Here is a 19,457-nt window from a genome sequence, read left to right as displayed (position 1 = left end):
CCCGGACGGCCGCTGCCTCTATTCATCTTGTGCCCATTTAGAGTTCAACAACCTTGGTAGCAATGTTCTTGCAAAATTCGCTGTCATGCTCCACAAAAAGAATGGTCGGGGAGTGCTCGATCAGCAGTTCCTCGATTTGCATGCGCGAAATCACATCGATAAAATTAAGCGGTTCATCCCAAATATGCAAATGAACCTTCTCGCAAAGACTTTTCGCCAGCAGCACTTTCTTCTTCTGGCCGCCGCTATAGGCTGATATATCCTTGTCAAATTGAACTCTGGAAAAATCGAGCTTTCTCAGGATCGATTTAAACAGGCTTTCATCAATCCCGCTGCTTCTGGCATAATCCGTTAGGTTACCGTGCAAATGTGAAGTATCCTGCGAAACGTACGATATTTTCAGCTGGCTTCCCTTTCGGAACGTGCCGGTATACGCGATATCCTCGCCGCAAATCAGCTTGAGAATGCTTGATTTTCCAGAGCCGTTCGCACCCGAGAGCGCAATCCGCTCGCCTTGCTCAATCGTAAAGCTGAGATTGGTACAGACCCTCTTCTCCCCGTAATAAATCGAAACATGGTCCAGTTCGGCGAGCTGGTTTTTATGATAAGCCAGCTGGGTAATCTTTAAGCTCTCAGAGCCTTCGATATTTTTCAAGAGCTGCGACTTTTCCTCGATCGCGTTTTGCTGCCGGTGCTCCATGGATTTGGAGCGTTTCATCATTTTGGCAGCCTTGTGCCCGATGTACCCTTTGTCCACCTTGGAGCCGGAATTCCTTGTTCCGTTCTTCGTTTTTTCCACCTCGTCCGACCAGTGACTCGTTCGTTTGGACGCTTCCGACAAACGTTTAATGTCTTTTTTCAGCTTTTCGTTCTCGCCAAGCTCAAATTGGTCTTGTCTCTGCTTGTTTTCCCACCAATCGGAAAAATTGCCTTTTTGAATTTCGATGTCGGTTTTATTGATGGACAGGATATGGTCAACGCAGCGATCCAGGAATGACCTGTCGTGAGAGACGAGAATATACCCGCTTTTGGTATTGAGATATTGACTGACAAGCTTTCTGGCGTCCATGTCCAGATGATTGGTCGGCTCGTCAATCAACAAAAAGCTGTTTTCCTTCAGGAATAAGGCAGCCAGCAATACTTTCGTTTGCTCGCCATTGGACAATGAAGCAAAGGGCCGGTATAGAACATCGTCCGACACCTTGAGCAGCGAAAGCTCGCGCATCAATTCCCAGAGCAGGTAATCCGGGTAGATGTCGCCGATGACATCCATTGTGTTAAGTTCCTTGTTCTCTACATGGAATGGAAAATACTCGAAGCTGACCTTGGCCGAAATATTTCCGCTGTATTCATACTTCCCGAGCAATAGGTTGAGGAAGGTGGTCTTGCCTCTGCCGTTCCTTCCCGTAAATCCTAGTTTCCAATCGGTATCGATTTGAAAGCTTACGTTCTCGAATAAGTTATCGTAACTGCCGTCATAGGCAAACGTCAGGTTTGTCACGCTGATTAATGACATAGAACAGATCCTCCTGTATAAAAATATAAAAGCTGCAAGAAAGTTACATTCTCGCAGCTCAAATAAATACAGCTAATCCAACCCGGTGCCGAGTTAGATAAGGAACTATTGTTTGAGCGAAAAGATATCGTAACTTTCTTGCATATAAATAATAAAACATGCGTTCGTATCACGCTTTTTTGTTTTATTATTTTATATTTCTTAGCAAGAAAGGTTTTACATGATATCTTTTCAGCTCCCATCATTAATTTAGAGCCATCATATCATACCCGTTTATTAATTTCAATAAAGTTGACTTAACGGAGTGGGGAAGGATATAATCTCAAATAACCACGTAGTCATTTAGAGAACCAATTGGTCAAATGGTTCGGGATTGAAATCTACAAGAGAGGTGAAAGTTATGACCAAAACCAGATCAAATTGGGGACCGCTCGTCATTTTGATGGTGAACATGTTCATTACGATGGTGGGAATGGGACTGATCATCCCCATTTTACCTAAATTCATGATGGAATTAGGGGCAACCGGCCGGGAAATGGGTTACCTTATCGCGGCTATGGGGGTGACGCAGCTCATATTTTCCCCTATTGGCGGCGAAATGTCCGATAAATACGGGCGTAAATTCATGATTGTCTTGGGGATCGGGGTGTTTACCTTGTCCCAGCTGCTGTTCGGGCTGGCCGATCAGATGTGGCTGCTTTACGTGTCCAGAATGCTTAGCGGAATCGGGGCGGCGCTCCTGACACCGGCGATGATGGCGTATGTGGCTGACATTACGGTGGAGGAAGAACGCGGAAAAGGACTGGGCTTGTTCAGCGCTTCGATGTCGCTCGGCATTGTGATCGGGCCGGGCATCGGCGGATTTCTGGCCGAATATGGGCTGCGGGTTCCGTTCTATGTGGCGGCGGCCGTAGCCGGCGTGTCGGTGTTGCTGTCCCTGCTGTTTCTGCCGGAAACCCAAAGCCGGGAAGCGAAGCGTTTGGCCCGGACGTCGGAGAGGAAGCGGGAAAATCTGCTCAAGCAAATGCTTAGCTCGTTTCGTGCGCCGTACTTCATGCTGCTACTGCTTGTATTCATGATGACGTTCGGCCTGATGGGTTTTGAATCCGTCATTAGTTTATATGTGACCGAGAATCACGGATTTACGCCGAAGGATATCTCGCTGATGATTACGCTTGGCGCGCTGGCAGGGGTTTTTACCCAAGCCGTTCTTTTCGAAAGGCTGCTGCGGAGGTTTAGCGAGCGTCAAATTCTTATGGCTATGTTTCTGCTTGCCGCCGTCATGATGCTGGCGGTCTTAGCGGCGAAGACGTACGTTGCCATTTTTGCCGTTACCATTCTGTTTTTCGTCGCTACGACGCTGATCCGGCCGGCCGTCAATACGCTGTTGTCCAAGATGGCCGGAAACGAGCAGGGATTCGTCGCGGGGATGAACAACGCCTACATGAGCTTGGGGACGATTGCGGGACCGGCCATTGCCGGCGTACTGTTCGACGTTAACGCCAATTACCCTTATGTGCTCGGAGCGGCCTTCATGGTGGCAAGCATGGTCATGGTGATCCGCTGGAAGGAGAGCCCGGGTCTTCGCAAGCAGGCAGGGATTCCCGCTCAGGTAAAAGAAGGCGCTGCAGCTGCCCGGGAATAGATGGTGCTTTTCGCTATAGTGGAAACGAAGCAGACCATACATGTTGCGGGGCGGTGTAATGGTGGAAGATAAGTGGAACGAGAAGAAGCGGCACATCCTGCTTGCCGCGATGAAGCTGTTCGCTGCGAACGGGTACATGCAGACGACGATGCAGGAAATCGCCGAAGCTTGCAAAATATCCAAAGGCAGTGTGTATCAGCAGTTTGCCTCCAAGGAGGAGCTGCTGCTGGATATTTTCAAATTTTTTAATAAGCGGGTGAACGATGGACTGCAGTTGGTGGAATGCGAACGGCATCTGAGCCCGAGGGAACGTCTGAAGCGGAAAATACTCGCCTACCTTCACCTGTGGGCCGAATATCCCGAATTTCTCACCATGCAAATGCGGGAAAACGGAGGCTTCGTAAGCCAGGAAATTCAGGATTACTTGAGGCGGACGGATATCGAAATACGGCTGAACTTTATCGACAGCCTTGTGGGCCTTTACGGGGAAGGCTACGCGCCTTATGCGCCGGAGGGTGTGCTGCTGCTGAGCAGCCTGATGTCGGCCTACTCGGGCTTGCAGTTGGTCGAGAAGATCATGCTGGGGCCGGAAGAGGTGTGCCGCCATATGATGCATATCGTTGATGCCGTAGCGGAACGCGCGCTGCGGGAAAAGCCGAAGCCTATTCTGAACGAAATGAATTGGCCGGGGCTGAAGGAGGTGTCCGCGAGAAGCGCGAAGTCGGCTCATCCGCTCCTGCTCGTAAAGCGTTGCCGGGAACGGCTGGAACGGCTCTCCGAAGGGGAAGCGCGCAATGAGGCGCTCGATTCTCTGGCCTTGCTGGAACAGGAGCTGGTGGAGATCCGTCCGCGCAAGGTCATCGTGCTCGGGATGCTGGCGAATTTGAAGCGTTCCCCGGAACTGGCCGATTTGCTGGCGGAGCTGGAGGCGACGTGCAAGCAGGCGGGACTTGTTCGCGAATAAGACAGAAGCCTTGTTCTCTTCATGGAAAGAGGACAAGGCTTTCTTATGATCCAAAGACTCGTTCAAGCCATAAATTCCGTAAACGCTCCGTCCAGTCCCTTCGGCCCGTAGTGCTCCCGGAACTCGTCGATGGAGCCCTGCCGCACCAATTCGCCGTTCCGCAGGAACATGGCCCGGTCGGCGACGGATTCGGCCACCTGCAGGTGATGCGTCGAGAAAATAACGGCGCGGCCTTCGCGTTTTACTTCTTCAATGAGATGCACGAACGATTGCAGCCAGTACGGATCGAGGCCGTTCGTCGGCTCGTCCAGCACGAGCAGAGGCGGGTCCCCGAGCAGCGCCTGCGCGAACAACAGACGCTGCCGCATCCCTTTGGAGAAGGAGGTGACGGGCTTCTGCTGCACCTCGGCCAAGCCGACCTTGTGCAGCAGCTCCTGAACACGGGACGGCGGCACGCTGCGGAGCTTCGCCCAGAACGTGAGCGTCTCCCGGGCGGACAGCGCCTGCCCGAACACGTAGTCGTCGGGCATGTAGCCGACAGAAGCGGCGTAGCGCATCCGGTCGGCGCGCCACTTCAGCCCGCACGCCTCGATGGAGCCTTCGGTCGGCTGCGAGCTGCCGACGATCATGCGCAGCAGCGTGCTTTTGCCCGCTCCGTTGCCGCCGCACAGCGCCATCACCTGGCCGGGGTACAGCTCCAGATCGACGCCCTTGACGATCGGCTGTTTGTTGATTGTTTTGCGGACGTTCGTCAGCTTCAGCACCGGGTCAGCCACGCGACCGCCCCCTTTCCCAGAACAGAACGGCGGCGCCCAGACATCCGGCGATCCAGACGGCCGCGACGAGCAGGAACAGGAGGGTGCCGCCCGTCCCGCGAATCCACCCGATCCATTCGTAATATTCGGGCCCGAGCACGGACCCTCCGCTCAGCTTGACGACGATGAACAGCCGGACCAGCTCTGCCGGATTGAGCAGGGTGAGCGCGGCCAGCACCGGCTTGATCCACGGGTACGGCAACAAGCCCAGCACGGCAACAAGCAGCGTCGGCCACCCGATGACGGTGAAGAACCAGATCGCCACGCCGTACGTCAGCGCCTGCCAGCGGTTTTTGGCGAGCGTGCCGACGATGGCGGCGACAGCCAGAAACAGCAGCACGATGCCGGCCGAGAAGGCCAGGAACAACGTGAAGGTTTTGACATCAAACGGCTTTCCGGTGAACTGCCCGACGACGCTGGTCAAGCCGTAGCCGAAGGCGACGATGACGAGCAGCACGGCGGCAATGCCCGCATATTTGCCCAGCACGAACGCGGGCGTGCCGAGCGGATAAGCAGAGAGCAGCTGCCAGCCGCCTTCTTCCTTTTCCGCGGTCAGGGAGAAGGAGCCGAGCAGCAGCGTCATGAGCGGCAGCAGGTACAAGATCAGGTTCAGCATTGTGCCCGTGACGCTGGAATACCCTTCGACGACCCGGCTGGAGTGGATCAGCAGCAGGGCCAGGCTGAATAAGGAAAAGAGCGCAAGGAACGAGTATGCCCACGGGTTGCGGAAGCCGATTCTCATCTCGCGAATCGCCACAGTCAGCATCGGTTTCATTAGTTCGCGACCTTCGGCTCTTCTTTCTTCGCTTCGCCGCCGCTATGGCCGTCCTTCATGTCTTTCATCCCTTGCTTGCCTTCATCGCCGGGGTTGTGGCTATCTTTCGTGTGCTTCATTTTGTCCGAATTGCGTTCCCACGTATGGGAGCCCAACTCGGAGCCCGTCATCAGCTTGCCCTTCCCGTTGTCCGTGATGAATTTCTCTGCCGTCGTTTTATCCTTGAACGAATAGATGCCGTAAGCCATCGGCGATTTGAGCGATTTGTCGTACACATAGTAAGCTTTCTCCAGCTCGATCCATTCCTTCGAATGGTAATCCCGGACGAACGTCGCTCCGACCTGCTCGGTGCCGTTTTTCTTCTTCCATTCATTGTAGCAGCCGATATCGTCGAACTTGAGCGACTTGCCGTCTTTCAGGACCGTTTGCGTCGCAAACTGGTCGTCCTTCACCTGCATGTTGCACACGGCGCATTTGTCCGTCGCTTCGTTGATGGCCTGCGGCTCGTACTTTTTGGCTCCGCATGCCGACAGCACCAGAATGATCATGACGATGGCCAGGCTAAAAGTAAACTTTTTCATTTTCGTCGAACCCCCGTTACGAATATGGTTGATACCGCGCTCCCCAGCAGGAGGAGGCTGATCACGAGCGTTCCCGTCGTTTCGAAAACGCCCGGAGGACGGTCGTCGTCCGCTGCGTATGGCTTCATCGCCGGCGCGCGGTCGGTCGTCCAGGCTTGCTTGGACGAGGTCAGCATGCCCTCCAGAAACGCCATGCCCGGCGACTGGAAGAACAGCTGGAACGGCGGAGTCTTTTTCGTCATTTTTTGAAAAAAAGGATTGATCGCATACGGCATATCGCTGAACCCGTCTCCGTCCAGATCGATGCCTTGGAAGTTGTCCCAATAGTTGGCTTTTACATCGTTATTCTGGCTGTCCGTCGCTTCCGCCGGGATCACATTGCCTTGAAAATCGTTGCCCTGAAACCGGTTGTTCTCGGATTCTTTGAGCTGTAGGCCCACGTAGTTCACAGTAACCCGGTTGCGTTCCAGCACGTTCTTCTGCGCTTGCTCGACGTAGATGCCGACGCGGTTGCCCTCCAGACGGTTGTCCGTGAACACGGAATCGCTCGCGTCGAACAGCAGCAGGCCTTGGGAGTTAACGTTCTCGCTCTGTTTAACGAACGTGTTGCTCGTTACCTCTACGCGTTTGACGTTCATCACCATCGCTCCCGTGATGTTGCGCGCCCCGATGTTGCTCCGGATCGACGAGTCATTGACGTACATGAAATGCACCCCGTACCGGGACTCGTTCACCTCGTTTTGTTCTACCCGGACGCCGTTGCTGTTCTCGATGTAGATGGCGTCGTGCATGCTGATGACGGTATTGCCCGCGATCACGTTGTCATGGGAGGCGTACAGGTCGATGCCGTTGCCCTTCTCCGTCATCTTGACTTCCGGCCCCGCCCAGCTTATAGTCGTACGGCTGATCTTGTTGCGGCTTGCGTCCCGCAGATGAATGCCGGAGGACGCCGTCTCGATCCGCAGATTCTCCAGCGTGCTGTCGGCGCCGGAAAGCAGCACCGCGGCCGTAGTCTTGGCTCCCGTGTCCCGAATCGCCAGACCCGCTAACGCGGAACGGTCGGCGCGGAGTTCAACCGCCGGCTGATCCGACTCGTTGACGATCCGCGCGCCGCCCGCGCCTTCGATCCGAAGCGGCTTCGCGACGACGACGGGTCCCCGGTAGGTTCCCTCCGCCAGCTTCAGCGTACCGCCCGGCGGCGCTTCGTCAATGAGCTGCTGGAGCGGGATTTCCTTCCCGCTGCTTCCGCTATTTCCGCTGCTTGCGGCGCAGACGGCCGTGAACGGCAGGACTGCGAGCGAGAACGCCAGCAGCGCGGTTCGCAGGGCAGCTGCGCGCGGCATCAGGCTGCGGCTCATGAAGCGACCTCAATCTTCTTTTTCTTGGTAATGTGCAGGTCGCCGATGTACAGATGCACATAGACGGTGTACGTTCCCGGCTCCTTCAATTCTTTGTCCGCGGAGAACGCGAGTCCTTCCTGCTTCGCATTCAAATACGACAGCGTGTCGTTTTCGGACTTGCGAATGTCGAAGGACAGGGTAGCTTTGGTCGATTCCGGCACACCGCCTAACGTAGCGGTGAACTTGGTGACGGTGTTCGCCTTGGGCGGCGAAGGCTCGGTCGTCAGCGTGACCTCCACTTCCGACGGATCAATCGGACGCTCGGAGGAGCAAGCGGTTATCACAGCCGCTAGCAGCAGTCCAAGCAGGACCGCCAGCATTCGTTTACGATTCATCTCATCACTCCTTCACGAAACAGGCAAGCACCCTCATTGTATAGAACGGAAAGCGGGTTGCCCATAGCCCGGTCGGGCTATCCGAGGCGGTTTCCTGTGAAGATAAAATGAACTTTTTGGAAAAATCTGCCTCAGGCGTAATGCCCACTCGTGATGGGATGATCGAACCTCAGGATGGAGGGGAGGATTTTTAAGTTGGTCTAAAAAGTGAAAGCTCGTTAGTATAAATAGAGAAATATACTTTGCTGCCATCATTTTTTTTAAATACAAAGATTGCCCCTTCACTTTCTCCCCCTGAATATTCCCACCCTGCAAGAAGGAGTCGAATTTTATAACTTGTGGGGAAGCCGTCTGTTTGTTGCAAACCATTTACTTTGTAGATATGCATGATGCCTTTATCCGAAACGATTTTTTCTTTTAATATTGCCTTGCTAGGTATTGGAATACCGCCTTCGTTTTGTTGATATAAATGAAAAATGAACCAATAACAACATAAACAAACGATAACTAGTGATAAAGATGCGAAAAGTAAGGTTTTTTTCATATCATCACCTATTCCGTAAAAATTTCAATAGAATGGACTTGCAATCATGTTGAGCTTGAGCCCGTTTTCTTCAGTTTCTAATGGAAGTATGGCTTCAAACGTGGTATTCTGTAAAGCTTTAATCACGTCATCCGAAGAACCAGGTCTACTGCAAGGGCAATTGTTATCATTGTTTTTCCGGCAATTGTCCAAAGTGAATCTGGAAATTGTCCATGGTTTAAGCGGGGATAGTCGCTTATAATCGGAAATGAGAATCATTATCAATGAGGGGGAATTTAGCAAGATGATGAAACGCAGATGGTCAGGAATAGGAGTTGCGTCGCTGCTGGCGCTTGCCTTGTCCGCTTGCGGCACGGCAGGTCAGGGGAAAGAGCAGCCGGCGGCTTCGACAGGAACGGAGAAACCGGCGGCAGCGGCCAAAGAAGCCGCGGCTCCGGCGACCAAAACGATCAAATATCTCGGCAAGGATTACACGGTTCCCGGCAAAACGGACAAAATCGTCATCAGCGGCGCGATGGAAGCGATGGAGGACGCGCTGGTGCTTGGCGTGAAGCCGGTCGGCGCGATTACTGTAGGGGGTAAATTTCCGAAGATGTTCGAGAGCATCACACAAGGCGTGGAAAGCACAGGCGAAAAAATGCAGCCGAATATCGAGGGCATTTTGAAGATGAAGCCGGACGTCATTCTCGGTTCCTCCAAGTTCCCGCCCGAAACGGCCGAGAAGCTGGCCAAAGTCGCGCCGACGTTCCCGGTTTCCCATATTGCGACGAACTGGGAAGCCAATCTGCTGCTGCTGGGCGAGCTGACCGGCAAGCAGGAGCAAGCCAAGCAGGTGCTGCAAAAGTATAAGGACGATGCCGCAGCGGCCAAAGCAAAGCTCGGCGATCGCTTGAAAGACAAGAAGGTCGTCTCCCTGAGAGTCCGGACCGGCAATCTGTACATTTATCCCGAAGGCGTGTTTTTCAACCCGTCGCTGTATACCGATCTCGGCTTTACGGCGCCTCCGGAGGTGAAGGCGGCGAAGGCGCAGGAGCTCATCTCGATCGAGAAATTCAGCGAAATGAACCCGGATTACATTTTCCTGCAATTTTCCGAGGACGAAAACAAAGACAAGCCGAAGGCGCTGGAGGATCTGCAAAAAAATCCGATCTGGCAAAGCATCAATGCAGTGAAAAACGGCAAAGTATTCGTCAACGTCGTCGATCCGTTAGGGCAAGGCGGCACCTCGTGGAGCAAAATTCAATTCCTGAAAGCAGCTATGGAAAAGCTGGCCTCCTGATTCCGGGCAGGCGAGCCGACAAAGCATGAGACAAGCATCCAAGCTTCATCCGGCGTGGATCTTATGGCTTTCGCCGGTTGCGATTGTCCTCTCGATCATTTTATCCGTCCGTTTCGGCTCCAAAACGATCGATGCAGGCACGCTTTGGGAGGCGTTCGCCAATTTCGACCCGGGCAACGTCAATCATCAAATCGTGATGCACTCCCGCGTCCCGCGCGCGATCGGATCGTTGCTCATCGGCGCTTTCCTGGCAATGTCGGGAGCGCTTATGCAGGGGATGACAAGGAACTACCTTGCATCCCCTTCGATCATGGGGGTGACCGACGGCTCGGTATTCGTCATTACGGTCTGCATGATCGCGCTACCCGGCTCTTCTTCGATCGAGATGATCGTTTATTCGTTCATCGGCTCGGCCCTCGGCGTAGGGCTTGTCTTCGGACTGGCGTCGCTGCTGCCGGGCGGGATGTCTCCGGTCCGGCTGGCGATTACGGGCACCGTAATCGGAACGTTTCTCAGCAGCATGGCGACCGCATTTTCGACATATTTTCAGGTTTCGCAAAAAACCAGCTTTTGGTACAACGCCCGCCTGCATCAGATGGACCCGAATCTGATCAAGCTGGCGATTCCCTTTGCCGTGGTCGGGATCGTGCTTGCGCTGCTCATCTCGAAATCCGTTTCGATTCTTTCCTTGGGGGAGGAAGTGGCGGTCAGCCTCGGACAGCGGACGCTGATCGTCAAAGCGGTCGCGATGGCTGCCGTCATTTTGCTTACGGGCGTATCCGTGGCGCTGGCCGGCAAGGTCGCCTTCGTCGGCTTGATCGTCCCGCATATTACCCGTTTTCTCGTCGGCCTCGATTACCGGTGGATCGTGCCGTGCGCCGGTGTGCTGGGCGGGGTATTTCTTGCTTTGTGCGATGTTGCAAGCCGCTTCATGAACTACCCGTTCGAGATGCCGATCGGCGTCGTGACGTCCTTGATCGGGGTTCCTTTCTTTCTGTATCTGATCCGGAAGAAGGGAGGGGAGCAGCGTGCGTAATCTTTCAACCGGCAGATACATGGCGGTGCTGCTCGGAGCGGTCGCGCTTATCTTCATCGCCGCATACCTGTCTCTCACGAACGGGGCCTTCGACATGACGGTGGGCGATATCGTACGAACGCTGCTTCAGATCAACCCGCAGCCTGAGCACGAACTGGTCATCTTCGACTTCCGGCTGCCCCGTATCGTTATTGCCGCTTTGGTCGGCCTGGGGCTGGGTGTGGCCGGCGCGGCGATCCAAGGCGTCACGCGGAACGGGCTGGCTGATCCGGGAGTTTTGGGCATCAACGCCGGAGCGGGCGCGGCCGTCGTCATCTTTATGTTTTTTTTCAGCGGGCAGATCAAGGGGGCAGGTTGGTTCTCCACGATGGCGATGCCGCTATTCGGTTGGGCGGGCGGACTAAGCACGGCCGCGTTCCTTTATCTATTCGCTTGGAAGGATGGCAAGTTGGACCCGCAGCGCGTCCTTCTGGTGGGTATCGCTACCGCTTCTGGACTCGGTGCGCTTTCCATGTACATCAGTTTGAAAATGAATCCGTCCGACTACGAGATGGCGACGGTCTGGATGACCGGCAGCATCTACAGCGCCAACTGGAAGTTTATTGTCGCGATGCTCCCGTGGGTGGTTGTGCTTATTCCCGTTATCGTACGCAGAGCGTATATTCTGGATTTGCTCCAACTGGAGGAGAACAGCGTCAGAAGCTTGGGCGTCGCTGTGGAAAAAGAGCGGATGATCCTGCTGCTCGGCAGCATCGGGCTGGTGAGCGCCTGCGTCAGCGTGTCGGGAGGGATCGGCTTCGTCGGCCTGATGGCGCCTCATATCGCCAGGCGTCTCGTAGGCATCCGGCACGTCCGCATGGTTCCCGTCTGCGGCCTGATCGGCATGGCGCTGGTCGTCGTATCGGATTTTATTGCGAAGACGGTATTCTCGCCCGCCGAGCTGCCTGTCGGCATTGTGATTTCAATTATCGGCGTACCGTATTTTGTGTATTTGTTATTTAAGGCCAGAGCCTGAGGCAAGGACTGCTGTCCGCTTCCTTCTGGTACCCGGACTTCATGGAGTTCTTGAAATTTCCGGTCGATCCGCTTATAGTACAAGTTAGGAATTAATAGCCCGGAGAGCATGAACCTATAGAATCAGCCGTAACAGGCTGATTCTATTTTTTTGCGATATCTAAATAAAGAAGGGGCTGAAGATCTTATGGGAACATCGACAAATGAAGGTTTGACCGAACAGTTGATGAACCATTTGGAGGGCTTGGATTTTATAACCCGAGTAGAGGTAATTGGAAGTCGTGTTGAACAAACCTCAGACGCCTACTCGGATGTAGATTTATTGCTGACCATTAAAGATATTACCCCGGATGTCGCATTGTACGAACTGACCGAAAGTATAAAAGCGAAGTTCCAACCGGCGTGGTATGATTTTGCAAACAGCCTGATGCCTGAAAAATTTTTAGTATCCACCTTTATTGGAGGAGACAATCCTTTCACATTTCATGATGTCTGTATCCTGAACAATGATAAGAATTTGGTCTACGACAAAACACGGTTTGAAAATGACCAATGGATTCATCTGATGAAGCTATGGGTGATGAACTACAAGTATATGATGCGTGACGCGCCGCAGTTTGAAAAACGATTTGCAACCATGATGGAAAAAGCGAACATTTCCCATTATTCCGATTATAGAGAAGGTTTTTATCAATTATTATTAAAGCTGAAAGATCAGAAGATGATTAAGAGCGGCTATTTAAATAGGCTTGAGGAGGTCTTCAGAAACAGCTGATAACGTTCAATTGACCGGAATTTCCGACGGTCCCTGTTGAGGCGTTGTCATAACAATTGCCTCGGCGTGACTTGTGGATTTTGTCGGATTTTATTGAAAAACCAACTTTCTTAGTATAGGATTGTTATATATAGATGGGCTTTACAAACAATTTTTTTTCGTTCGGAGGTTAAAGTTTGTTTTTTTCTTATTTGAAGGAAGCTGCAACCAAGCGATTCTTGCTGATCTTGTCATCCATTGTATTTCTTATTTCTATCATAGTCGTATTGGTCCATGGCGACCGTCTCTTTCTGGGAGATCCGATTAAACTCGATAATGATGACGTTAAATATATCCACAGTGCGAGAGTTCTCCTTAACGAAGGTACCCTTGTCTATAATTCAGGGAATGATCCTTCCGCATTTATTATGCCAGGCTTGACCATGATATTAAGCGGATTTATGGCGATTTTTGGGGAGCAGCATGGCGGTGTAACTGCTTTTAGAATCTTTCAAGCCTTTCTGCAGGCGATATGCATTTTTCCAGTCTATTATATTGCCAGGTATACGTTTAATCATTGGGTTGCTATTATAACTTCATTACTAGTTGCTGTCTATCTTCCGGATTACTTTACCTCTGGTTCAATTCTAACCGAGAGTATTTTCCGTTTTATTGTTCTGGTCCTTTTATGCGTCATGATCACTGCTCTTCATACAAAAAAAACGAGTTGGTACATTGGAGTTGGATTACTGACAGCATCAGCAGCTTATTTTAAGCCGCAAGCCTCATTATTTCCAGGCATTATGCTAATTTTGTGGCTATGTTACCACTATTCGTTTAAAGAAATTGTTCGATTCACGCTCACGATCATAGCCGCCTATATCGTTCTTTTGATTCCGTGGTGGATTCGAAATTACATCACCTTTGGCCATTTTATTTTGTTTACAAGTTCCGCGGGGAGCCCATTCCTTCTTGGAACTCAAATTCGGTACGGGCTTCCGCCTGATGGTTTTTTTGCGGCTTATCCTCAATACGATCCCAGCACCATCTTTACCGGTGCAGATCAGGTGGCGGTTGCCAAAGGATTAGATGTTCTAAAATACGGCTTGATACATGAACCATTAAATTATATTAATCATTATACGATTGGAAGACTTCGTGCCCTTTATTTAGTTCCATTCTACTTGCATGATATTTTCTCAATTAAAAAGAACATTGTCGAAAATATACAGACTATCATTGTTAGGGGCGGCCTCATAGGTATGTTTTGGGCGTGTGTCCGCAAAACTGGGAAGAGTTTACTACCGATTCTTCTGACATTATTTTATTTTACCGCTATCCAGATCCCATTTGTTGCGATGTCGAGATATGGCTATCCAGTGATGACATTTTTTATATTGCTTACGAGCTATATGATCTACCAGGTAATATTGATTTTTAGAAAAGCGTTCACTACTAAAAACAATCATGACTTACCGCCGCATTCCCGACATGAAAGTGGGGTTTAGCGGTAGCGCGGTTCACAAATCGTCCCTTGCTGCTTTGGTTTCGCAAGCAAGGGACGATTTGCGTGTGTTAAATTTTGTAATAATAGAAGCAAACTCCTATAGGTTCCGTGACACTACCTTCCCCGGTCTTCGAATCCCAAATCCATCCTTTTTCCATAACATCAAATCGGTTAATGTTTACGTTCGTGGCCGCAACCATTGACCAATATTCACCCGCAGGGATCGTGTTGTCCATCTGATCAGATACTTCCCTTGTTTCATCAACCGTGAGGCCAAATGTTGATTTGACTAAAGCATAGTCCATACCTACAGTGGCAGTTGCAGTCACTTTGGTTGTAGTCTTGGCACTAAACGTATATTCAGATGGACCTAGTGCAGTAGTTCGCTTGAAGATTTCTCCGCATGCTTTGGATGCACCTGTGGGTTTAAGATACTGATTCCCGGACGATTGAGGATTTGCGATGATGGATGGTTTTTGCTCAGTTAAGGGTAATTTTAAAAACACCGCGCCGATTTCAGCATGTTCCGGTGGCTTCGGCATATTCGAATTTTGAATAAACCTTTCCGCTTCTTTTCCTTCGATTTTGATCCTTTTGAAACCTTCTTCGTGGTTGGTTTCGACCACTTTGTACGGATACGACTCCAAATCGTCGTAGCAGCCTTTGGTCGGGTTGCTCTGCAATGTGTCCTTTGCAGAAGTTGGATGGATGCTCATTGCAAGAACAACGGCTAGCGAGAGTGTAGCAAAAAGTTTTTTCATTCCTACCCGTGCTCCTTCTCATCTTAGGGTTGTCGCGATGCCCTAGAAAAAATGTTAGCATATGTTCCTAAAATATGTTAGACCCATTTTTTTTCATTCAGAAATAAATGGATCAATATTAGATTGAAACCCAAACTGTGAAAATTGCTCAATTGTTCGCTGCCGGGCTAATTGAGCAATTTTGAACAACGGTCGGCCGATTAGACTGTTTTCCTACGAAATTACCATGTGGCCTAATGCGGCGAGCGGAGAAGCTCATGGCTACGGCTTCTACATCGATCGGGCTAACAGAAGGAGTAACAGCAGCCCGAGTGGAACTGGCCACTTTGCTGCAACAATTCGATTTGTTCAGCGAGCAACTTGAAACGATCATGGCTCAGGTGCTGAAGATTCTCGAGAACATTCCTGGTACGGCTCAGATGTTGACGGTGCCGGGCGTCGGAGTGGTAACGGTAGCCGGGTTTCTGGCCGAAGTTGGAGATATCAACAACTACGACCATGGACAGCAAATTATCCGTTTGGCTGGTCTGAACCTGAAAGAGAACAGCTCAGGCAAGCGAAAGGGCAAGACAGGGATAAGCAAACGCGGGCGCTCACGCCTCCGAGCTCTGTTGTTCCGAGCGGTGATGCCGATGGTTGCAAAGAATGCCGCGTTCAAGGCGTTGCATCAGCACTACACGACACGAAGTCAGAATCCGCTGAAGAAGAAACAATCCATCATCGCTTTATGTAGAAAACTGGTTCGCGTCCTCTTCACACTGGGGATCAGATGCAAGTGGTAGCCTAACAAAGCACAAACCTGCAATCCCATGTAACTCCCAATATTTAGCCATGACAACGGAAGCAACGGAGCAGCCGAAGAACGATATTCCATAAGGGCAACGACCCCGTAAAGGAGCAAGAATCGGCATCCAACCCTTGAGAGGTAGAACGAAGGAATGTAAGGGCATAGACCCAGCGTGACATGGGAGGGTAAACCCCGAGGGTGAATGTGGAGATCCAACGGTGCGATCATAATAAATTTCACAAGTTTTGGAATCCGATCTCCTAAGCTCTGTTCCCGCCTACGCTTGATCGGAAATCGGTGCATAGGTTCCATTCTCCACTACCACCACTCAAGCTGTCAAAGTTGAAATATTGAGATTTAGTGAGAAAACAGGAGAAATGATTACTTTATAGTGGGAGTGATAATAATGGGATGGTCGGTGAAGTATTGGAATATAAGAAAAAGGGCGAAGCTGTTCGTCTTAAATATAATCAAATACGGAGAGAATGACTGTAGAGGTATCAATTCCTAAGTTCCTATTCGGTCATAATGTACAAATGGTCAGTAGTGGGGAGCTGTTCAAACACTTGCAACGATTGGGTAAACAGAGAGAGCAAAGCATGGCAGCTTCTGGGGTTTATAGAATACAAAATATTATTCGGCGATCAAAGCATAAATCAGCCGTCAAAAACTACATACGATAGACGAATTGCTGACTTAACAAGGCTAGGCATAGCTCCAATGTATTCCGATAAGGAACTGTCCCCCTTAGACTTAAGCACAATAATTTGATAAGCCTCTTCCAATGAGCAGGAAGAGGCTTATTCTCTGTAATTTTATGTCCCAAATAGTTGAATACCTTAGCTTCGCTTTTTCACTGAAGGGTATAAATTGGTGCGTGTTGCGTGGTAATATCAAAATTGAGGAACGCACCAAATTGCAACAAAATCCATAATTGGGCATGGTGCATACCATATTTGACAATTCGATAGGTAGGAGATGAAGATAATGAATGGAGAACTTCATCATATAATTTTAATCACATCTTATACTAACGCCTTGCTAAATCAGGGTATTCTTTCAGAACCAGAAGCATATACAAACAACGTGCATTATGCGGTTAGATTTATTGAGCCACATGAGAGGAAATCTTTATTAAAATTCTTCTCTAAACCTGCTAACAATGAGTTTGACACACTAAAATGGATGCAGAACATTAAAGATCGGCATTGTAAAGGTGCTTTTTTAATTAATTCAAACAAGATAAAGGATGAGGCAGTTACTAGTGCTTTTGTAGGTGGAGGACGTAGATGGGCAATTGTATGTGTTTTTGAACATTTTAACGAAATTTGGGTGCCAAACTGGAATTTAGCGAAGGAACCACCAAACACGAAATGGGATATTACATATACCAAAGTTATTAGCTACGATGAATATAAGTCTGTTAAATATAATTTAGATGACTTATCTCAACGTCTCCGAATTGCTTTATCTAATATTAGTAAACTTGCTGAAGAAATCTCGGAGATGGGCTGGAAAGAGCGATTCTTTGATAAAGGTATAAAATGTTTAATTGGAGAGCAAGCAGAAGAAAAAAACTTATTACCAGAACATTATCCAGTTAGTGCTCAAAGAATAATGAATACTATATCCTGTTCTTGGGTCTTTGGAGGCATGGGGTCATGGAATGATAGTCCCCCTTACTCTGCTCATTGCCATGGTAAAGAGATGGAGTATCACAAGTATACAAATGAACTTTATGAATGCATGATGGGAGAGTGTGGCTGTGTTGATTTATAAGGAGCGAGTCAGGTAGGGACGCGGAGTGATTCGCGTCCCTATTTCAGTGCTATGTGGATGTTGCCATTTCCATTCGCTATAGATCAGCGGAAAGGATTTTTTCTTATGCTCTATAACTAAATTTTCTTGCACGGGAGTTGCCAGTAATAATTATGCAACCTAGTTTTTTAATTGCATTTTTAAACGTTCAACTTCTTCTTCTGAAAGGCCAGAAATATCAGCAATAGCGGCAATATCTGTTCCTTTAGCTAGCAGCTTTTTAGCTACTTCAATCGCTTTTTTGCGTTCCCCTGCCACTTCTCCTTCTTCTCTTGCGCCTGCCAGCATGGAGGCTTCATCGTGTAGAAATTTTTGCCGCATTTCATACAAGCGCCGGGCTTCTGCATCTTGGCTTAAAAACTCTAATGTATCCATAGCTTTACGCAACACGGGCTCATTCATCGTCAGTACCTCCCAGTTTGACTTGCTGACGCCTTTCAAAAACAATAGCCAGTTCACCAATCCGCCTTTTATTGGAATCATTTGCTCATTCAGCTTAGAAAGTTCAATCATATGGATTTCTATATCGTTACTCAGTGGAATGCCGCTGTGGTCTTCCCTCAAATGGAATACACTATGATAAAGATCATTCGGAAGAAAGGAGTAGTTGAGAATATTGATCGTTACGCACTTCTTTAATCCTGAATTCCCGTCCATATTATAACGAGGTCAGCGGCTCCGATGCAGTTGTGGAGTTTTTGATACTTTTTATTCCTATTGTTCAAATATTTATTGCCTTATGTAGTGTCATTCTTCTTATTTTCCAATTCGTTGTGAATAATAGGTTCGTTAATCCACGTTATAATTATAACGTAGATTAGCGAAGATTCTGATAGGCAAAATCGCCGAAAAGCCGCGGTATTACAAGGTTTTTACATCACCCTCGTTATAATTTTACGGGGATTCAGATTTAATTGGCGGTACCTCTGGCCTTCTTCCAATTGTCCTGAATACTGTCTACTCCAGTAATACAGTGTCCGTTTCTCGATATCATATTGATTAAAAAGCTGCATTTCAATATTGATCTGCTCGCCGGTTGTTGTTTTGGCTCGAATGTCGAAAATGGACTGCTTGTCGCGCGGCGCATCTTTATCGGTGTACGGATTCATTAGGAGGATTTCTGTCAGTGGTGGTTCACCCGCTTCGATAAAGGTATTGTTCAGGAATGCAAGCAATACGTCCTTGTTCTCTTCACTTCCGAATATCCGCTTAAAGACAAAATCATTCTTGGGATCAAGAAGGTCTTTCAATTGAATCAACTCCAATCCGTACTTATCAATATTATAGCATGGTTTTTGTTCAAGTTGCATAATCAGCATATCTTGGTTTGGATTGGAAAATCGCGGTATATAAGAGACGCTAAGATTAGCGAGTAGGGACGAGTATCGTTTAATCGTGGACGCGAGGTTTAAGTCCCTTTTTACTTGTTAACATCGTTTCAAGACTTAACGGCGGCTGACTGGTCGGCGGATCGGAGAGTAAATCCGTAGACGTTCTGTAATTCAAGGCTTTATCATGCCGCGGCGGATGGGAACCAAGTAGCCTGTCCTTAGTACCAACACATGGTATAATGGGGTGTATGCTGATGATAGAATGATTTTATTTTGAAGGTAGTGATACATTTTAATGATTGATTTTCTAAGAAATAAGGGAATAAAAGTGTACAACGAAATTATTGAGATAGCAACACAACCAAATCTCTTGTTCTCTAACGACAGCGGTCAATACAATGCGGAAGCTAACTATAATCTTTACACCATTCAAAAGCTAAACAAACTGATTAAGAAAAACAGTATTTCAATTCATGAGTTAGAAAAGATTTTTAACTATATTGAAACCTCATGGTCGGGTAAGCGTCAAATCCTCCACACCTAGAAAAACGACGGGATTCATGAGATCATATACGTAACTGATTACGACGCGCAC

Annotated in this window: 16 protein-coding genes and 3 pseudogenes; 9 read left to right on the top strand and 10 right to left on the bottom strand. The window is 49.2% G+C overall.

Translation table 11 applies throughout. The features are described 5' to 3' along the window. Positions 1 to 37: 37 nt before the first annotated feature. Positions 38 to 1,516 carry an Lsa family ABC-F type ribosomal protection protein gene (locus NLX71_RS10650; protein WP_254363599.1) on the bottom strand — a complete coding sequence of 493 codons (1,479 nt, stop codon included), beginning with the start codon at positions 1,514 to 1,516 and terminating at the stop codon, positions 38 to 40. Between the two features lie 400 nt (positions 1,517 to 1,916). Between NLX71_RS10650 and NLX71_RS10645 the strand changes: the two genes are divergently transcribed. Together NLX71_RS10645 and NLX71_RS10640 are read left to right on the top strand one after the other, a co-directional pair. Next, positions 1,917 to 3,161, top strand: a complete 1,245-nt coding sequence (locus tag NLX71_RS10645) for an MFS transporter (protein ID WP_254363598.1) — start codon at positions 1,917 to 1,919, stop codon at positions 3,159 to 3,161. A 58-nt stretch (positions 3,162 to 3,219) separates the two neighbouring features. After that, positions 3,220 to 4,125, top strand: a complete 906-nt coding sequence (locus NLX71_RS10640; RefSeq protein ID WP_254363597.1) for a TetR/AcrR family transcriptional regulator — start codon at positions 3,220 to 3,222, stop codon at positions 4,123 to 4,125. A gap of 62 nt (positions 4,126 to 4,187) precedes the next feature. On the opposite strand, the gene NLX71_RS10635 is transcribed toward NLX71_RS10640, so the two are convergent. The 6 genes from NLX71_RS10635 to NLX71_RS10610 form a co-directional block, all read right to left on the bottom strand. Further along, positions 4,188 to 4,901: an ABC transporter ATP-binding protein gene (locus tag NLX71_RS10635; protein ID WP_254363596.1), complete on the bottom strand. Its 714-nt coding sequence runs from the start codon at positions 4,899 to 4,901 to the stop codon at positions 4,188 to 4,190. Continuing rightward, positions 4,894 to 5,715, bottom strand: coding sequence for an ABC transporter permease subunit (locus tag NLX71_RS10630; protein ID WP_254363595.1), 822 nt, complete (start codon positions 5,713 to 5,715; stop codon positions 4,894 to 4,896). Before NLX71_RS10630 ends, NLX71_RS10635 begins: the two co-directional genes overlap by 8 nt. Further along, on the bottom strand, positions 5,715 to 6,296 hold the full coding sequence (locus NLX71_RS10625) for a nitrous oxide reductase accessory protein NosL (protein ID WP_254363594.1): 582 nt from the start codon (positions 6,294 to 6,296) through the stop codon (positions 5,715 to 5,717). The genes NLX71_RS10630 and NLX71_RS10625 overlap by 1 nt, the downstream gene beginning before the upstream one ends. Continuing rightward, positions 6,293 to 7,654, bottom strand: coding sequence for a right-handed parallel beta-helix repeat-containing protein (locus tag NLX71_RS10620; RefSeq protein WP_254363593.1), 1,362 nt, complete (start codon positions 7,652 to 7,654; stop codon positions 6,293 to 6,295). The genes NLX71_RS10625 and NLX71_RS10620 overlap by 4 nt, the downstream gene beginning before the upstream one ends. Then, on the bottom strand, positions 7,651 to 8,031 hold the full coding sequence (locus tag NLX71_RS10615; protein ID WP_254363592.1) for a hypothetical protein: 381 nt from the start codon (positions 8,029 to 8,031) through the stop codon (positions 7,651 to 7,653). Before NLX71_RS10615 ends, NLX71_RS10620 begins: the two co-directional genes overlap by 4 nt. Before the next feature lie 190 nt (positions 8,032 to 8,221). Beyond that, positions 8,222 to 8,575 (bottom strand): hypothetical protein, encoded by a 354-nt coding sequence (locus tag NLX71_RS10610; protein ID WP_254363591.1) that lies wholly within the window; start codon positions 8,573 to 8,575, stop codon positions 8,222 to 8,224. Between the two features lie 283 nt (positions 8,576 to 8,858). On the opposite strand from NLX71_RS10610, the gene NLX71_RS10605 reads away from it, so the two are divergent. The 5 genes from NLX71_RS10605 to NLX71_RS10585 all read left to right on the top strand — a co-directional run bounded on the left by NLX71_RS10605 (position 8,859) and on the right by NLX71_RS10585 (position 14,166). After that, complete coding sequence (locus tag NLX71_RS10605; protein ID WP_375377910.1) at positions 8,859 to 9,854, top strand: iron-hydroxamate ABC transporter substrate-binding protein; 996 nt, start codon at positions 8,859 to 8,861, stop codon at positions 9,852 to 9,854. A 25-nt stretch (positions 9,855 to 9,879) separates the two neighbouring features. Continuing rightward, complete coding sequence (locus NLX71_RS10600) at positions 9,880 to 10,890, top strand: FecCD family ABC transporter permease (protein WP_254363590.1); 1,011 nt, start codon at positions 9,880 to 9,882, stop codon at positions 10,888 to 10,890. A gap of 19 nt (positions 10,891 to 10,909) precedes the next feature. Next, a complete protein-coding gene (locus NLX71_RS10595) occupies positions 10,910 to 11,905 on the top strand; it encodes a FecCD family ABC transporter permease (RefSeq protein ID WP_254363727.1) in 996 nt (331 codons plus the stop codon). A 186-nt stretch (positions 11,906 to 12,091) separates the two neighbouring features. After that, a complete protein-coding gene (locus NLX71_RS10590; protein WP_254363589.1) occupies positions 12,092 to 12,679 on the top strand; it encodes a hypothetical protein in 588 nt (195 codons plus the stop codon). Positions 12,680 to 12,855: 176 nt separating this feature from the next. Continuing rightward, a complete protein-coding gene (locus NLX71_RS10585) occupies positions 12,856 to 14,166 on the top strand; it encodes an ArnT family glycosyltransferase (RefSeq protein ID WP_254363588.1) in 1,311 nt (436 codons plus the stop codon). A 67-nt stretch (positions 14,167 to 14,233) separates the two neighbouring features. On the opposite strand, the gene NLX71_RS10580 is transcribed toward NLX71_RS10585, so the two are convergent. Then, the gene (locus NLX71_RS10580; protein ID WP_254363587.1) at positions 14,234 to 14,926 is read right to left on the bottom strand and encodes a hypothetical protein; all 693 of its coding nucleotides are present in this window, start codon (positions 14,924 to 14,926) and stop codon (positions 14,234 to 14,236) included. Positions 14,927 to 15,162: 236 nt separating this feature from the next. Between NLX71_RS10580 and NLX71_RS10575 the strand changes: the two are divergent. Together NLX71_RS10575 and NLX71_RS10570 are read left to right on the top strand one after the other, a co-directional pair. Next, positions 15,163 to 15,708: pseudogene (locus NLX71_RS10575) on the top strand (transposase); the annotation flags it as partial. Between the two features lie 992 nt (positions 15,709 to 16,700). Further along, entirely contained in the window at positions 16,701 to 17,492 is a 792-nt protein-coding gene (locus NLX71_RS10570; RefSeq protein ID WP_254363585.1) for an ATP-binding protein, read from the top strand. 159 nt (positions 17,493 to 17,651) lie between these two features. Here the strand turns inward: NLX71_RS10570 and NLX71_RS10565 are convergent. Both NLX71_RS10565 and NLX71_RS10560 read right to left on the bottom strand, forming a co-directional pair. Continuing rightward, a pseudogene (locus NLX71_RS10565) lies at positions 17,652 to 18,182 on the bottom strand (Rpn family recombination-promoting nuclease/putative transposase); the annotation flags it as partial. A gap of 260 nt (positions 18,183 to 18,442) precedes the next feature. Further along, positions 18,443 to 18,781: pseudogene (locus tag NLX71_RS10560) on the bottom strand (Rpn family recombination-promoting nuclease/putative transposase); the annotation flags it as partial. Between the last annotated feature and the right edge of the window lie 676 nt (positions 18,782 to 19,457).

The organism is Paenibacillus sp. MZ04-78.2, from assembly GCF_024213375.1.
Lineage (GTDB): Bacteria > Bacillota > Bacilli > Paenibacillales > NBRC-103111 > Paenibacillus_G.
This window is presented reverse-complemented; position numbering and strand designations above follow the sequence as displayed.

What these genes read in the sequence shown, in the direction of transcription:
- NLX71_RS10640 (WP_254363597.1), top strand. Translation starts at nt 3,220, where the DNA reads ATGGTGGAAGATAAGTGGAACGAGAAGAAGCGGCACATCCTGCTTGCC.
- NLX71_RS10645 (WP_254363598.1), top strand. Translation starts at nt 1,917, where the DNA reads ATGACCAAAACCAGATCAAATTGGGGACCGCTCGTCATTTTGATGGTG.
- NLX71_RS10595 (WP_254363727.1), top strand. Translation starts at nt 10,910, where the DNA reads ATGGCGGTGCTGCTCGGAGCGGTCGCGCTTATCTTCATCGCCGCATAC.
- NLX71_RS10610 (WP_254363591.1), bottom strand. Translation starts at nt 8,575, where the DNA reads ATGAAAAAAACCTTACTTTTCGCATCTTTATCACTAGTTATCGTTTGT.
- NLX71_RS10620 (WP_254363593.1), bottom strand. Translation starts at nt 7,654, where the DNA reads ATGAGCCGCAGCCTGATGCCGCGCGCAGCTGCCCTGCGAACCGCGCTG.
- NLX71_RS10615 (WP_254363592.1), bottom strand. Translation starts at nt 8,031, where the DNA reads ATGAATCGTAAACGAATGCTGGCGGTCCTGCTTGGACTGCTGCTAGCG.
- NLX71_RS10630 (WP_254363595.1), bottom strand. Translation starts at nt 5,715, where the DNA reads ATGAAACCGATGCTGACTGTGGCGATTCGCGAGATGAGAATCGGCTTC.
- NLX71_RS10605 (WP_375377910.1), top strand. Translation starts at nt 8,859, where the DNA reads ATGATGAAACGCAGATGGTCAGGAATAGGAGTTGCGTCGCTGCTGGCG.
- NLX71_RS10590 (WP_254363589.1), top strand. Translation starts at nt 12,092, where the DNA reads ATGGGAACATCGACAAATGAAGGTTTGACCGAACAGTTGATGAACCAT.
- NLX71_RS10600 (WP_254363590.1), top strand. Translation starts at nt 9,880, where the DNA reads ATGAGACAAGCATCCAAGCTTCATCCGGCGTGGATCTTATGGCTTTCG.
- NLX71_RS10650 (WP_254363599.1), bottom strand. Translation starts at nt 1,516, where the DNA reads ATGTCATTAATCAGCGTGACAAACCTGACGTTTGCCTATGACGGCAGT.
- NLX71_RS10580 (WP_254363587.1), bottom strand. Translation starts at nt 14,926, where the DNA reads ATGAAAAAACTTTTTGCTACACTCTCGCTAGCCGTTGTTCTTGCAATG.
- NLX71_RS10625 (WP_254363594.1), bottom strand. Translation starts at nt 6,296, where the DNA reads ATGAAAAAGTTTACTTTTAGCCTGGCCATCGTCATGATCATTCTGGTG.
- NLX71_RS10570 (WP_254363585.1), top strand. Translation starts at nt 16,701, where the DNA reads ATGAATGGAGAACTTCATCATATAATTTTAATCACATCTTATACTAAC.